This window comes from Paraburkholderia sp. BR14320 (assembly GCF_040948665.1).
GTDB lineage: Bacteria > Pseudomonadota > Gammaproteobacteria > Burkholderiales > Burkholderiaceae > Paraburkholderia > Paraburkholderia youngii.
Map to the genome: position 1 here is coordinate 128863 of NZ_JBFPKG010000011.1, position 14232 is coordinate 143094.

General features: G+C 64.3%; 11 protein-coding genes and 1 pseudogene. 8 read left to right on the forward strand and 4 right to left on the reverse strand.

Translation table 11 applies throughout. From position 1 onward, the window contains the following. Positions 1-162: 162 nt before the first annotated feature. Positions 163-1047, reverse strand: a complete 885-nt coding sequence (locus tag AB3X89_RS13830; protein ID WP_368583780.1) for an oxaloacetate decarboxylase — start codon at positions 1045-1047, stop codon at positions 163-165. Positions 1048-1246: 199 nt separating this feature from the next. Here AB3X89_RS13830 and prpR point away from each other — a divergent pair, with 199 nt between their 5' ends. The 3 genes from prpR to ahpF all read left to right on the forward strand — a co-directional run bounded on the left by prpR (position 1247) and on the right by ahpF (position 5746). After that, positions 1247-3268, forward strand: a complete 2022-nt coding sequence (gene prpR, locus AB3X89_RS13835; RefSeq protein WP_368583781.1) for a propionate catabolism operon regulatory protein PrpR — start codon at positions 1247-1249, stop codon at positions 3266-3268. A 148-nt stretch (positions 3269-3416) separates the two neighbouring features. After that, positions 3417-3980 carry an alkyl hydroperoxide reductase subunit C gene (ahpC, locus tag AB3X89_RS13840; RefSeq protein WP_368583782.1) on the forward strand — a complete coding sequence of 188 codons (564 nt, stop codon included), beginning with the start codon at positions 3417-3419 and terminating at the stop codon, positions 3978-3980. 173 nt (positions 3981-4153) lie between these two features. Further along, positions 4154-5746: an alkyl hydroperoxide reductase subunit F gene (gene ahpF / locus AB3X89_RS13845; protein ID WP_368583783.1), complete on the forward strand. Its 1593-nt coding sequence runs from the start codon at positions 4154-4156 to the stop codon at positions 5744-5746. 110 nt (positions 5747-5856) lie between these two features. Here ahpF and AB3X89_RS13850 read toward each other — a convergent pair whose 3' ends face one another. Beyond that, positions 5857-6270 carry a DoxX family protein gene (locus AB3X89_RS13850; RefSeq protein ID WP_176123767.1) on the reverse strand — a complete coding sequence of 138 codons (414 nt, stop codon included), beginning with the start codon at positions 6268-6270 and terminating at the stop codon, positions 5857-5859. Between the two features lie 96 nt (positions 6271-6366). Next, positions 6367-7092, reverse strand: a complete 726-nt coding sequence (locus tag AB3X89_RS13855) for a pirin family protein (protein WP_368583784.1) — start codon at positions 7090-7092, stop codon at positions 6367-6369. Between the two features lie 138 nt (positions 7093-7230). Here AB3X89_RS13855 and AB3X89_RS13860 point away from each other — a divergent pair, with 138 nt between their 5' ends. Then, the gene (locus tag AB3X89_RS13860) at positions 7231-8142 is read left to right on the forward strand and encodes a LysR family transcriptional regulator (protein WP_368583785.1); all 912 of its coding nucleotides are present in this window, start codon (positions 7231-7233) and stop codon (positions 8140-8142) included. A gap of 15 nt (positions 8143-8157) precedes the next feature. On the opposite strand, the gene AB3X89_RS13865 is transcribed toward AB3X89_RS13860, so the two are convergent. Beyond that, positions 8158-9174 (reverse strand): 1-aminocyclopropane-1-carboxylate deaminase, encoded by a 1017-nt coding sequence (locus AB3X89_RS13865; RefSeq protein ID WP_368583786.1) that lies wholly within the window; start codon positions 9172-9174, stop codon positions 8158-8160. Between the two features lie 133 nt (positions 9175-9307). Between AB3X89_RS13865 and AB3X89_RS13870 the strand changes: the two genes are divergently transcribed. From AB3X89_RS13870 to katE, 4 genes and pseudogenes are all read left to right on the forward strand, one after another. Next, positions 9308-9820, forward strand: a complete 513-nt coding sequence (locus tag AB3X89_RS13870; RefSeq protein ID WP_368583787.1) for an Lrp/AsnC family transcriptional regulator — start codon at positions 9308-9310, stop codon at positions 9818-9820. A gap of 154 nt (positions 9821-9974) precedes the next feature. Continuing rightward, positions 9975-10733: a peptide-methionine (S)-S-oxide reductase MsrA gene (gene msrA / locus AB3X89_RS13875; protein ID WP_368583788.1), complete on the forward strand. Its 759-nt coding sequence runs from the start codon at positions 9975-9977 to the stop codon at positions 10731-10733. Between the two features lie 307 nt (positions 10734-11040). Then, positions 11041-11940 carry a MipA/OmpV family protein gene (locus AB3X89_RS13880; protein ID WP_368583789.1) on the forward strand — a complete coding sequence of 300 codons (900 nt, stop codon included), beginning with the start codon at positions 11041-11043 and terminating at the stop codon, positions 11938-11940. Between the two features lie 104 nt (positions 11941-12044). Next, positions 12045-14180: pseudogene (katE, locus tag AB3X89_RS13885) on the forward strand (catalase HPII); the annotation flags it as partial. Between the last annotated feature and the right edge of the window lie 52 nt (positions 14181-14232).

Sequence of the window (14232 nt, forward strand, 5' to 3'; positions counted from 1 at the left end):
TGGTGCTTGAGATGACCTTTCGTGTGCGTTTTTATGCTTCGGGCTGGCGGGAACATCAGCTTGGCTGATTTTCAGCCACGCTTTCCAGCCCTGAATCCTAACGCAAGAAAGGGTCCCCTTTCACGCAGGCGTGCAGCGCGCCACCGCGCCGCCGCCGTTGCGTCAGTCCTTCGCCGAGTACTCCTTGTCCAGCCGGTCATACAGCGGCTTGTTGACGAGCCGCTGGCGCTCGCTGAACGGCGCGACGATCGTCGCGTCCTCGTCGAGGCGGCCATTGCTTTGCAGCGTGCCGAGCGCGCGCTGCATGCCGAGCACCGCACCCTGCAGCGCCGCGTTCGCGTACAGCACGATGCCGTAGCCGAGCTTCGCGAGCGCGTCGCGCGACTGCACCGGCGTCTTGCCGCCGATCACGATGTTGATCAGCTGCGGCACGTCGAATAACCCCGGCAGACGCTCGATGTCGGCGAGCGATTCGGTTGCCTCGATGAACAGGATGTCGGCGCCCGCCTCGATGAAGCGATGACCGCGTTCGATCGCGTCCTCGATGCCGTGGACCGCGGCCGCATCGGTGCGCGCCATGATCTGCAGGTTCGCGTCCTCGCGCGCGTCGACGGCCGCGCGGATCTTGCCAACCATCTCGCTCGTCGCGACGACTTCCTTACCCGAGAAGTGGCCGCATTTCTTCGGCATCACCTGGTCTTCGAACTGGATCACGTCGGCGCCGCTGCGCTCGAGCACGCGCACGGTCTGGCGCACGTTCAGCGCGTTGCCGAAGCCGGTGTCGGCATCGACGATCAGCGGCAGCGCGACCGCGTCGCGGATGCGCGCGGTGTGCTCGGCGACTTCGGCAAGGCCGATGAAGCCGAGATCGGGCAGACCGAGCGACATGTTGGTGACGCCCGCGCCGGTGATGTAGACCGCCTCGAAGCCGGCGTCCTCGATCACGCGCGCGCTCATCGCGTTGAACGCGCCGGGCACGAGGAGGCCCTGACGCTGATTGACCTTGGCGCGGAACGCGGCGCGGCGGGTGGCGGAAGTGGTGGTCATGATGCGGGTCTCCAGAAGGGAAATCGGTAGTGGAACGCGGGTGACATTCTGCAGGAAACGTGCCATTGGCCGATGTTCCGCGCGTTGTGCCGATGGAACAAGGGTTTGCGCGCTGCGGGCTCGGCTCGGAGGTTCGTGGCAAAATCGGTGGAACGTTTCATGAAACGTTTCGCGGAACGTTTCAATCAAGGAGAACACGGTGTCCACGTTTAGCCCATTCGTCGCGAACCCGAGTCCCGCCGTCGATGCCGGGCGCCCCGGCGTCGCACTCGTCAGTATCAGCCGACTGCAATCGCTTTGCGAGGCGGTAGCGCCGCGCTATGCCGGCCGCGCGAAATTCTTCACGGTGCGGGAGGGCTATGGCGCTGCCGTCGCCGCGTTGCAGGCATACGTGGACGCAGGTTCCGTCGATGTCGTACTGTCCGCCGGCTCGAACGGCGCGTATCTGCGCGAAAACCTCAGCGTGCCGGTCGTGATGGTCAAGGTGAATGGCTTCGACGTGTTGAGCGCGATCACGCGCGCCACCGCCACGTGGCCGCAGGCGCGCATCGGGCTGGTGCTGCATGAAGCGATCGCGCAGGAACTTGCCGACCTGAGCCCGCTGCTGAACGTCGATTTGCGGCAGCGCGCGTACCGGTCGATCGACGAAGTGCGGCACGCGGTCGATGAACTCGCCGCGCAGGGCTGCCGCGTGGTGGTCGGCGCGGGCATGGCCTGCGATCTGGCGCAGCAGGCCGGCATGGAAAGCGTGTTCCTGTACTCGCTCGCCGCGGTCGAGGAAGCGTTCGAGCGCTCGGTCGAACTGGCGCGCGTGAGCCGGCAGAAGGAATCGAAGCGGGTGCGCCTGAATACGATCGTCGCGCACCTGCGCGACGGCGTCGCCGCGTTCGACGAAGCCGGCCAGCTCGAAGCCGTCAACCCGGCGATGCTCGACCTGCTCGGTTTAGGCCCGGCGCAGGAGGCGCCGAAGGACGACGAGGACACCCCCGCGCGGGTCGGACGCGCGCTCGCGCCGCTGTTGCGTGAGACGCGGGTCGCCGATGAGCCGGTCGACGAACGCATCGAGCAGATCGGGGGGCGCGCGCTGATCGTCAACTGTGTGCCGATCGTCGAGCAGGGCGCGCGGGCCGGTTTTGTCGTGACCGCGCAGGACGCGCTGGTTGCGCAGCGGATCGACCGTTCGCTGCGCACCAGCCAGCGGCCACGGCATCTGGTCGCGCGGCATCGGCTCGACGATCTGATCGGCGAGTCGTTGGCGCTCGAGCGCGTGCGCCGGCTCGCGCGCGCCGGCGCCGCGCACGACGCGACCGTGCTGCTGAGCGGCGAAAGCGGCACCGGCAAGGAACTGGTCGCGCAGGGGATCCATAACGTGAGCCGGCGGCGCGGCAATCCGTTCGTCGCGTTCAACTGCGCGGCGCTGCCCGAGGGGCTGATCGAAAGCGAGCTGTTCGGGCACGAGGAAGGGGCGTTCACGGGCGCGCGGCGCGGCGGCAAGCCGGGACTATTTGAAATCGCGCACACCGGCACTATCTTTCTCGATGAAATCGGCGAAATGCCGGCCGCGCTGCAAAGCCGGCTATTACGCGTGCTGCAGGAACGCGAGGTGATGAAGCTCGGCGCGGGCCGCGCGACCCCGGTCGACGTGCGTGTGATCGCCGCGACGCACCGCGATCTGCACGCGCTCGTCGAGCAGGGCCCGTTTCGCGCGGATCTGTATTTCAGATTAAATCTGCTTCAGATAAAATTGCCGCCGCTGCGCGAACGCCGCGCCGACATCGCGCCGCTGGCGCGGCATCTGCTGGAGCGCAGCGCGCTGCAATACGGCTTGTCGGCGGCGGCGCTCGAGCGGGTGCTCGCGTTTCTCGACCCGCTTTTCGCGAATTACGCGTGGCCCGGCAACGTCCGCGAACTGGAAAATCTGCTGGCGCGCGCGGCAATTTATATCGGCGAGGTGACCAGCGAGTTGTCCGCGAACTCGACCGCCGACGCCTTGCCAGACTGGTTGGCGGTATTTCCCGAGTTCAGCCGGATCAGGCCGGCCGGGGACGAGCGAATCACGGAAGCGTCTCAGGACGCTAGCCCTGGCAGCACGGCGCCCCGCGCCAGCCCCACCCGCGAGGATGCGCTGCGTGCCTTGGAACAATCCGGCGGCAATCGTGCCGCCGCCAGCCGCGCGCTCGGCATCGGCCGAACCACGCTGTGGCGGCTTCTGAAGGGCTGAATCGCCCGGCCATTCGACCGATAGTCTGAACCGCCAAAATTAATAGGGCCGGGCTATCGAAATCATTAATACAATCCACTTTACCTATTAAGTGTAGTCTGACATACTGGCTCTACTTTCCAACCACCCTCCAAAGAGGATTCAGCAAATGCCGATCATCAACAGTCAAGTCAAACCGTTCAAAGCACAGGCTTACCACAACGGCGATTTCAAGACCGTCACTGAAGAAGACCTGAAGGGCAAGTGGTCGGTTTTCGTGTTCTACCCGGCAGACTTCACGTTCGTGTGCCCGACCGAACTGGGCGACCTGGCCGATCGTTACGAAGAGTTCAAGAAGATTGGCGTTGAAATCTACAGCGTGTCGACCGATACGCACTTCACGCACAAGGCCTGGCACGACACGTCGGACACGATCCAGAAGATCAAGTACCCGATGCTGGCTGACCCGACGCTCGCTATCTCGCGCAACTTCGACGTGCTGATCGAAGAAGAAGGCCTCGCGCTGCGCGGCACGTTCGTGATCAACCCGGAAGGCGAGATCAAGCTGTGCGAAATCCACGACAACGGCATCGGCCGTGACGCTGGCGAACTGCTGCGCAAGGTTCAGGCTGCGCAATACATCGCGGCTCACCCGGGTGAAGTGTGCCCCGCCAAGTGGACGCCGGGCGCAGAAACGCTGACCCCGTCGCTCGACCTGGTCGGCAAGATCTAAGGTCCGCGCAGCTCACGCTGCACTCGCAGTCTGCATCTGCCGGGATCTTCCCGGCGCATCACCGCGCGAATCGCATGCTACGGCGTTTCGCGCGTTCCCCGGGCCCAGCATGTCCTATCCGGATGTGTGCGGCGCCGGGACACCAACACCCCTCGTCACGGAATCGCAACGCCATGCTTGACGCCAATCTCAAGACTCAACTGAAGTCGTACCTCGAAAAAGTTAGCAGGCCTATCGAGCTCGTCGCATCGGTCGACGACAGCGCGAAGTCGCAGGAGCTGCTGGCCCTGCTGAACGACATCGCGACTCTGTCGGAGCGCGTGACGGTGATCGAGCGTCGCGGTGACGATGAGCGCAAGCCGTCGTTTTCGATCGGCGAAGCGGGCAAGGAAGCGGGCATTCGTTTCGCCGGCATTCCGATGGGTCATGAATTCACGTCGCTCGTCCTCGCACTGCTGCAGGTCGGCGGCCATCCAGTCAAACTCGACGATGCGGTGATCGAACAGATCCGCAGCCTCGACGGCGACTATCAATTCGAAACGTATTTCTCGCTGTCGTGCCAGAACTGCCCGGAAGTCGTGCAGGCGCTGAACGTGATGGCGCTGATCAATCCGCGCATCCGTCACGTCGCGATCGACGGCGCGCTGTTCCAGAACGAAGTCGAAGCGCGCCAGGTCATGGCGGTACCGACGATGTTCCTGAACGGCGAAACCTTCGGCCAGGGCCGCAGCGGCGTGAAGGAAATCCTCGCGAAGCTCGACACCAACGCCGGTGCGCGCGCCGCGAAGGAACTGGCAAAGAAGCCGGTCTTCGATACGCTGATCGTCGGCGGCGGCCCTGCGGGCGCTGCGGCGGCGATCTACTCGGCGCGCAAGGGCATCGCGACTGGCGTCGTGGCGGAGCGTTTCGGCGGCCAGGTGCTCGATACGCTGGCGATCGAAAACTTCGTGTCGGTGACCGAAACCGAAGGCCCGAAGTTCGCGACCGCGCTCGAACAGCACGTGAAGGCCTATGACGTCGACATCATGGACGTGCAGCGTGCCGAAGCGCTGATTCCGGGGCGCATCAACGAAGTGCGTCTCGCGAACGGCGCGGTGCTGAAGGCGAAGACGATCATCCTCGCAACCGGCGCACGCTGGCGCGAAATCAACGTGCCGGGCGAGCGCGAGTACCGCAATCATGGCGTCGCCTACTGCCCGCACTGCGATGGCCCGCTGTTCAAGGGCAAGCGCGTCGCGGTGATCGGCGGCGGCAACTCGGGTGTCGAAGCGGCGATCGACCTCGCGGGTCTCGTGCGCGAAGTGACGCTGCTCGAATTCGGCGCGACGCTGCGTGCCGACGAAGTGCTGCAACGCAAGCTGCGCAGCCTGCCGAACGTGAAGATCGTCACCCAGGCGCAGACCACGGAAATCACCGGCGACGGCAAGAAGGTCGACGGTCTGGTCTATAAGGACCTCGCTTCGGGCGACGTGAAGAAGGTCGAACTCGAAGGCGTGTTCGTGCAAATCGGTCTCGTGCCGAACACCGAATGGCTGAAGGGCACGGTCGAACTGTCGAAGCACGGCGAGATCGTCGTCGATGCGCGCGGCGCGACGTCGGTGCCGGGCGTGTTCGCCGCCGGCGACGTGACTACGGTGCCGTTCAAGCAGATCGTGATCGCGGTAGGCGAAGGCGCGAAGGCATCGCTGTCCGCGTTCGATCACCTGATCCGCCACAGCGAAGAAGTCGCGGCGGTCAGCGAAGCGGAAGCCGAAGCAGCAGTTTGATCCGGTAGATCAGAGACGCAAACGGCGGCCCGCGGGCCGCCGTTTCAGTTTGCGCACGAAAAAAGGCCCGCGGCATGCGGGCCTTTTTCGTTAAAGCGCGGCAATCGGTATCAACGCCGGTCGAACGAATACTTGCCGGGGCCGGTCACGCACAACAACAGCAAGCCGCCGATGATGCCGATGTTCTTGTAGAAATGGATCATGTTGTCGTATTGCATCGCGCCCGTCATATTCCAGTAGTGGTGGCCGATGATCGCGGTGCCGAGCGTATACAGCGCAAGCAGCAGCGCCAGCGGTCGCGTGAAGAAACCCACTAGCAGCGCGACGCCCACGACCAGCTCCATCACCACCGCGATAACGGCGGACAACTCCGGCACAGGCGCGCCGGTCGACGTCATATAGGCGACGGTGCCGGAAAAGCCGGTCAGCTTCGACCAGCCGAACATCACGAACAGCACCATCAGCAGGATTCGGGCGACGAGAACCACAGCGTCTTTCTGGTTTTCAAACAGCGTATAGCGCATGATTTTTCCCGTTAGGGTAGAGAGTTGAAGCTCGCTGGACATTGTCGTCCAACGAGCCAGATCAAGATTGAGTCATTAGCGGCGCAAGCGGAGCGCTTATGCCCACAACGCCGAGGTCTCGATGTTGCGCAGGTCGAACACGAGCACTTCCGCGTCGCGGCCCTGCGTGAACGTCAGCGCTTCTTCGCCACGCACCCGTGCGCCATCACCCTCGCCAAGCTCGACGCCATTCACCGTGACGCTGCCGCGCGCCACATGAACATACGCATAACGGTCCTTCGCGAGTTCGAGCCGCGCGGTTTCGTCGCCGTTGAAAAGACCCGCATACACACGTGCGTCCTGTTGCAACTGCAGCGAACCGTCCGCACCGTCCGGCGACAGCACCAGCCGCAGCACGCCGCGCTTGTCGGCCGCGCCGAAATGCTGTTGCTGATAGCGCGGCTGCGTGCCTTGCTGCGCCGGTGCGATCCAGATCTGCAGGAAGTGCACCGGCTCGCTCTTCGAATGGTTGTATTCGCTGTGCGCCACGCCGGTGCCTGCGCTCATCAACTGGATGTCGCCCGGCACGATCACCGAGCCCGTGCCCATCGTGTCCTTGTGTTCGAGCGCGCCTTCGAGCACGTACGAAAAGATCTCCATGTCGCGATGCGGATGCTTGCCGAAGCCTTGCGCCGGCGCCACACGGTCGTCGTTGATCACGAGCAGGTCCGAGAAACCGTTCTGCTTCGGATCGTGATAGTGCGCGAACGAAAACGTATGGCGCGAGCTGAGCCAGCCGTGTTCCGCGCGGCCACGTTGGTTGGCGTGTCTGATTTCGAGCATGCTGTTTTCTCCTTGAGTTTTGTCGTGTGATCCGGGCCAGGTGTTTGGCTGCGATCGATGAATGACAGTGTAGGTCAATCCGGATCGTTATAATCAGGGTAAAATCGGAAACACTGTCGCATTGGAGTGGACAATACGATGCAACTCGATGACATGCGGATCTTCGTCGCGACCGTCGACGCCCACAATTTCACCGCCGCGGCAAACCGGCTGTCGCTGTCGAAACAGTTCGTGAGCCGCCGTGTGATGGCGCTCGAAGAGGCGCTCGGCGTGCAACTGCTGATTCGCAATACGCGCAAGCTGGCGGTGACCGATCTGGGCCAGGAGTTCTACGAGCGGGCCAAGCGCATCCTCGGCGAGGTCGAGGACGCCGAGCAGGCGATGTCGCTGCGCCGTGCCGGGCCGCGCGGGCTGCTACGCGTGAGCGCGCCGATGTCGTTCGGCATGACGCATCTGTCGCCGCTCGTCGCCGCGTTTCTGCGCGAGCATCGCGACGTGCGCTTCGATATGGAACTGAGCGACCGCGCTGTCGATGTGGTCGGCGAGGGCTTCGACATGGCGATCCGCATCGGCACGCTGGCGGATTCGTCGCTGATCGCGCAGAAGCTGATCGACGTGAGGATGATCGCGTGCTGCAGCCCCGGTTATCTGCGGCGGCGCGGCAGCCCGGCCGTGCCGGCCGACCTCGCGAATCACGATTGCCTGCTGTACGGCCATGGCGGCGCGGTCAGCTGGGAGTTTCGCGTCGACGGCGCGGCGAAGAGCGTCGAGGTGCGCGGGCCGTTGCGGGCCAATAACGGCGAGCTGATTCGCGATTCGGCCGTCGCGGGACTGGGAATCGTCCGGCTGCCCGATTTCATCATCGCCGATGCGCTCGCCAGCGGACAGCTCGTGCCCGTGCTAGAAGCGTTCCTGCCGTCGGCGACGGGCGTCTATGCGGTGTATCCGCAGCATCGGCAAAGCTCGGTCACGATCCGGACATTCGTCGAGTTTCTGCGCACGCATCTGAGGAAAAAGCTCGCGGCCGAACCGCGGACGCCCGTCGGCTAAATCTTCTAAACCCCATCAACCGTCGCGGAAGATGAAGCTGTACGCGCTCAACGCCGGCACGCCGCCCAGGTGCGCATACAGCACGCGCGAGCCGGCCGGAAATTCGCCGTTACGGACCTTGTCGATCATGCCGTGCATCGACTTCCCCTCGTACACCGGATCGGTCAGCATGCCTTCGAGCCGCGCGCACAAGCGGATCGCCTCGAGCGTGCCGTCGTTGGGCAGACCGTATTCCGGGCCGCCGTAGCGCTCGTCGAGCACGATGTCCTTCGCGGTGATGTCGCGGCCCAGTTCGACGCTCTCGGCGGTCCGCTTCGCGATGCGCGTGATCTGCTCGCGCGTCTGCGCCGGTTTCGCCGAGGCGTCGATGCCAATTACCCGCTCGGCGCGGCCGTCGGCGGCGAAACCGACCACCATGCCCGCCTGGGTGCTGCCCGTCACCGAGCACACGACGATGTAGTCGAATTTGAAACCCAATTCGGCTTCCTGTTGGCGCACCTCTTCGGCGAAGCCGACGAAGCCGAGCCCGCCCAGCGGATGATCCGAGCAGCCGGCGGGAATCGCGTACGGCTTGCCGCCGGCGGCGCGCACGCTGTCGAGCGCGTCTTCCCAGCTCTTGCGAAAGCCGATGTCGAAGCCGTCCGGCACGAGCCGCACGTCGGCGCCCATCATGCGCGACATCTGGATGTTGCCGACACGGTCGTAGACCGCATCCGAGTAGTTGACCCAGTTCTCCTGCACGAGCACGCACTTCAGACCCAGATGCGCGGCAACCGCCGCGACCTGGCGCGTCTGGTTCGACTGGATGCCGCCGATCGATACCAGCGTGTCGCAGCCCTGCGCGAGTGCGTCGGGGATCAGATATTCGAGCTTGCGGGTCTTGTTGCCGCCGAACGCGAGGCCGCTATTGCAGTCTTCGCGCTTGGCATAGAGCTTGACCTTGCCGCCGAGATGCTTGCTCAGACGGTTGAGCGGCTGGATCGGCGTCGGCCCGAAGGTGAGCGAATAGCGGGGGAATCGTTGCAGGTTCATCGGGGCTCCGTGGTGGGTGATTTCCGAGCGTTCATGTTAGAAAAAACCGTCGGAAATGAGCTTGCGAAAAAAATCGGCCGGACCTATTTTTAAAAATCAGGGAATCTCCGCTTCCTCACAAAACTTCGCAAAGATGGCCACTAGCGCAACAAAAGTTCGTGCTGGATCGAAACCTTCCGATCGGCAACACGCGCTCGATCGCATCGATCGCGCGATCCTGCGGCAGTTGCAGACCGACGCGTCCATTTCGAACGTGGCGCTCGCGGCGAAGGTGAAGCTGAGCGCGCCGGCGTGTTTGCGGCGCGTCGAGCGCTTGAAGGAATCGGGGCTGATTCGAGGCGTGGTCGCGCTGCTCGACCCCAAGGCGGCGGGCGCGGGCATGCTGGTGATCATCGGCGTGGTGCTCGATCGCTCGACGCCAGAGTCGTTCGCCGAATTCGAAAAGGCCGCGCAGAAGGTGGCCGGCTGCATGGAGTGCCACGTGGTGACCGGCGAGTTCGACTATTTCATGGTGATCCGCACGCGCGACAGCGACAGCTTCAATCGCCTGCACGCGGAGCAGTTGCTGTATCTGCCCGGCGTGCGGCAGATCCGCTCGTTCATGGTGCTGAAGGAAATCCTGTCGACCACGAAATTTCCGCTGTAATCCGCTCGGTCACCACGCCGCGCAGCCGGCCGCAAAAGCGCGCATGCTGTCATAAACGCCGCGCCCGCGCGACCAAGCTTCGGCGCACCCGCGTGCGGCCTGGCAGCACGGTGGCAAGGCGGGCGCGCGTCGGCACTTTTTCGGAGCGACCACCATGACTGGCAACAGACCGCAATCCCTTACATCGCTCGGCGGCAACTCGAAACGCTCACGTGCGGCCGCGTTGTCGTTGCTGCTCGGCGCCGCCGCCTTTGCGTCGCCGCTCGCGCAGCGCGTCGCGTTCCCGGCGGAGAACGCCGTCGTGATCGCACCGCCCGCGCTCGACGAACCGCTCCCGGCCAGCACCGCGCACGAGGAAACCGCGGTGCTCGCGGGTGGCTGCTTCTGGGGCGTCCAGGGCGTGTTCCAGCACGTGCGTGGTGTGACGAGGGCGGTGTCCGGCTACTCGGGCGGCTCACGCGACACCGCGCAGTACGAGACCGTCAGCGGCGGCGACACCGGGCACGCCGAATCGGTGCAGGTCACCTTCGACCCCGGCAAGGTCACCTACGGCCAGTTGCTGCAGGTGTATTTCTCGGTGGTTCAGGACCCGACCGAGCTGAATCGTCAGGGGCCCGACAGCGGCACGCAATACCGCTCCGCGATCTTTCCGCTGAACGATGCGCAGCGGCGCGTCGCGCAAAGCTACATCGCGCAGCTCGACAAGTCGCACGTGTTCCCCGCGCCGATCGTCACGAAGACGGAGCCGTACAAAGGCTTCTATCCGGCCGAGTCGTATCACCAGAACTACCTGACCTTGCATCCCGATTCGGCCTATATCGTGTTCAATGACATGCCGAAAATCGCCAACCTGAAGCGCCTGTTCCCCAGCCTGTATCGCGACAAGCCGGTGCTCGTTCAAGCAGGGCAATGACCCGGCCGAACGGTTGCGCCGCGCTCGTCATCAATCTTCCACAGACTTGGCGCATATCTTGCGAAGCCATGTTCCGTGGGCCATTGTCCGGGTCAGCGCGGCGCGCAAGGATCATGCGCAGTGGCCACACGACCGCGTGGGTCACGCGGGCTCGCCGCGCCTCGTGCGCCTCGCGCCGCCCGCGTCATCGATTGGAAAAATTACACGCCGTAAGTAGCGGTGCGGCGGTCGTCCGTGCTTTTTGGGTCCGCGCTGGACCCCGGGCGAAAACCTAACCTCATCGCGACGAGCGGATCGGAGGCTTCCGGTGGTGAACAGCCGCAGAAAGAAGCGGGGCGCCTCGCCCCGCCATAAACAAACCGGCATCGCGGCGAGCTTCTTCGTCGCCGCGACCTTGAGTGCGATGGCCTGCGGGCCGGGTGTGGTCTTCGCGCAGACGCCGTCGCCGCTCGGCGAATGGCAATACTCGGTGGGCGTTCCGCTGCAGAAGATGTGGCAGCCGAACATTCCCGACTGGCAACTGCGCTTCGGCGTGGCTACGTCGTTCCAGCCGCGCTTCGAGGGATCGGACCGCTATCACCTGGTGGCCGGTCCGAGCATCGACGTGCGGTACAAGGATCTGCTCTTTCTGTCGAGCGGCGAAGGCTTCGGCGTGAACTTCGCGCAGGGCGAGAACTGGCGCATGAGTCTCGCCGCGGTCTACGACCTCGGCCGGCGCGCTCAGGACGATCCGCAGGAACTCAACGGGCTCGGCAACATCAACCCGGCGGTGGGTCTGAAGCTCTCGGGCGAGTACGTCATTTCGAAGGATTTTCCGCTCGTGCTGCGCGCCGATATCCGCCGCTATTTCGGCGGATCGAACGGCTGGATCGGCGATCTCGGTGCATATATGCCGATGCCCGGCAGCACCAGGCAGTTCTTCTGGTTCGCCGGCCCGAACGTGGTGCTCGCGGACTCCAAGTACATGAACAGCTGGTTCGGCGTCAATCAGGAGCAGGCCGCTCACTCGCAGTATCCGCAGTATCACGCGAGCGCGGGCTTCAAGTCGGTGGGTTTCGGTGTCAGCGCGATCTGGCTGTTCAGCAAGCACTGGTTCGCGACCGCCGACGGCGCGTTCGAGCAGCTCGTCGGCAGCGCGGGCAACAGTCCGATCACGCGCAGCCGCGCGACGGGCGTCGCCGACGTATCGATCAACTACCGGTTCTGATCTTGCGCCGCCGCGCCGCCATTGCGCTGCGACTTCGTAGGTATGGCCCTTGCTGACTCCGTAATCGCGCGCCGCGACGCCTTCGTCGCCGCGCGCCCGAACACAAGGAGTCGATTCCCATGGCAGGTAAAGCGAATACCCAGAAGCCCGCGGCCCACGCAAACGGGGCGGCGCAGTCGAACGACGCGAAATCGAACGATCTCGAACGCAATCGCGTGAAGCCGCAAGGCGAGGCGCTGCGAACCAATCAGGGCGTCAAGATCGCCGACAACCAGAACACGTTGCGCGCGGGGCCACGCGGTCCGTCGCTGCTTGAAGACTTCATCATGCGCGAGAAGATCACGCATTTCGATCACGAGCGCATTCCAGAGCGGATCGTACACGCGCGCGGCTCGGCCGCGCATGGCGTCTTCAAGGTCTACGAATCGATGCGCGAGTACACCAAGGCCGCGTTTCTGCAGGACCCGGCCGCCGAAACGCCGGTCTATGTGCGTTTCTCGACCGTGCAAGGACCGCGCGGCTCGGCCGACACGGTGCGCGACGTGCGCGGCTTCGCGACGAAGTTCTACACGCAGGAAGGCAATTTCGATCTGGTCGGCAACAACATGCCGGTGTTCTTCATCCAGGACGCGATCAAGTTTCCCGATTTCGTGCACGCGGTGAAGCCGGAAGCACCGAACGAAATGCCGACCGGCGGCTCCGCGCACGACACGTTCTGGGACTTCGTTTCGCTCGTGCCCGAATCGGCGCACATGGTGCTGTGGACGATGTCGGACCGCGCGATCCCGCGCAGCTTGCGCACGATGGAAGGCTTTGGCGTCCACACGTTCCGCTTCGTCAATGCAGAGGGCAAGGCGCGCTTCGTCAAGTTCCACTGGCGGCCGGTACTAGGCTCGTATTCGCTGCTGTGGGACGAAGCGCAGAAGCTGGCGGGCAAGGACCCGGACTTTCACCGGCGCGACCTGTGGGAAGCGATCGAGCGCGGCGATTATCCCGAGTACGAACTGGGCGTGCAGATCGTCGAGGAAGCCGACGAGCACAAGTTCGATTTCGATCTGCTCGACCCGACCAAGCTGATTCCTGAAGAGCTGGTGCCGGTGCAGATCATCGGCAAGATGACGCTCAATCGCAATCCGGACAACTTCTTCGCGGAGACCGAACAGGCCGCGTTCCATCCGGGGCACATCGTGCCGGGCATCGATTTCACCAACGACCCGCTGCTGCAAGGACGTCTGTTCTCCTACACGGACACGCAGATCAGCCGTCTCGGCGGCCCGAACTTTCACGAGATTCCGATCAACCGGCCGGTCTGTCCGTCCGTCAACAATCAGCGCGATGCGATGCATCGGCAGGCGATCCACGTCGGCCAGGCGTCGTACGAGCCGAACTCGCTGAACGACGGCTGGCCGAAGGAAACCAATCCGGCCGCCGAAGATGGCGGCTTCGACAGCTATCAGGAACGCGTCGAGAGCACGAAGATTCGCGTGCGCAGCGAGTCGTTCGCCGATCATTTCTCGCAGGCCGCGCTGTTCTACAACAGCATGTCGCAGCCGGAAAAAGACCATATCGCGGCGGCCTATCAGTTCGAGCTCGGTAAGGTGACGAAGCCCGAGATTCGCGCGCGCCAGGTCAACGAGATCCTCGCGAACTTCGACGCCGGTCTCGCCGCGAAGGTGGCCGAAGGACTCGGTCTGCCGGCGCCGAAGCAGGGCACGGCGAAGCTGGTGGGGCCGAAGGCGTCGCCGGCGTTGAGTCTGCTCAATCGCGTGAAGCCGGGCATCAAGACCCGCAAGATCGCGCTGCTCGCTGCGCCCGGCTCAGATGGGGCTGCGATCAAACAGCTGCAGCAGGCGCTCAAGAGTGAAGGCGCGACGCCGATGCTGATCGCGCCGACGCTCGCCGGGATCGATGGCCTCACACCCGACGCGACGATCGCCGGGCTTCCGTCGGTGATGTTCGACGCGGTGATCGTCGTCGGCGGCGAGAAGGGGGCGAAGGCGCTGTCGCAGTCGGGCGATGCGCGGCACTTCGTGCTCGAAGCGTTCAAGCATCTGAAGGCGATCGCGGCGCTCGGCGCGGGCCGCGATCTGCTCACGGCCGCGCAGTTGCCCGCGCAGTCGGACGGCGTCGCGACCGGTGAGGATTCGCAATCGGCCGATGTGTTGAAGGCGTTCATCAAGGCTGCCGGGCAGCATCGCGTCTGGTCGCGCGCGGCGCAGGCGGAATTGGTGCCGGCCTGAGCGGGCCGGGGAGGTTGCGCTGCCGCGTGAGCCGCTAAAGACGCTGGGCGTA

Coding starts and splice junctions, on each gene's coding strand:
- AB3X89_RS13830 (WP_368583780.1), bottom strand. CDS start 1,047: ATGACCACCACTTCCGCCACCCGCCGCGCCGCGTTCCGCGCCAAGGTC.
- ahpC (WP_368583782.1), top strand. CDS start 3,417: ATGCCGATCATCAACAGTCAAGTCAAACCGTTCAAAGCACAGGCTTAC.
- ahpF (WP_368583783.1), top strand. CDS start 4,154: ATGCTTGACGCCAATCTCAAGACTCAACTGAAGTCGTACCTCGAAAAA.
- AB3X89_RS13850 (WP_176123767.1), bottom strand. CDS start 6,270: ATGCGCTATACGCTGTTTGAAAACCAGAAAGACGCTGTGGTTCTCGTC.
- AB3X89_RS13855 (WP_368583784.1), bottom strand. CDS start 7,092: ATGCTCGAAATCAGACACGCCAACCAACGTGGCCGCGCGGAACACGGC.
- AB3X89_RS13860 (WP_368583785.1), top strand. CDS start 7,231: ATGCAACTCGATGACATGCGGATCTTCGTCGCGACCGTCGACGCCCAC.
- AB3X89_RS13865 (WP_368583786.1), bottom strand. CDS start 9,174: ATGAACCTGCAACGATTCCCCCGCTATTCGCTCACCTTCGGGCCGACG.
- AB3X89_RS13870 (WP_368583787.1), top strand. CDS start 9,308: ATGGCCACTAGCGCAACAAAAGTTCGTGCTGGATCGAAACCTTCCGAT.
- msrA (WP_368583788.1), top strand. CDS start 9,975: ATGACTGGCAACAGACCGCAATCCCTTACATCGCTCGGCGGCAACTCG.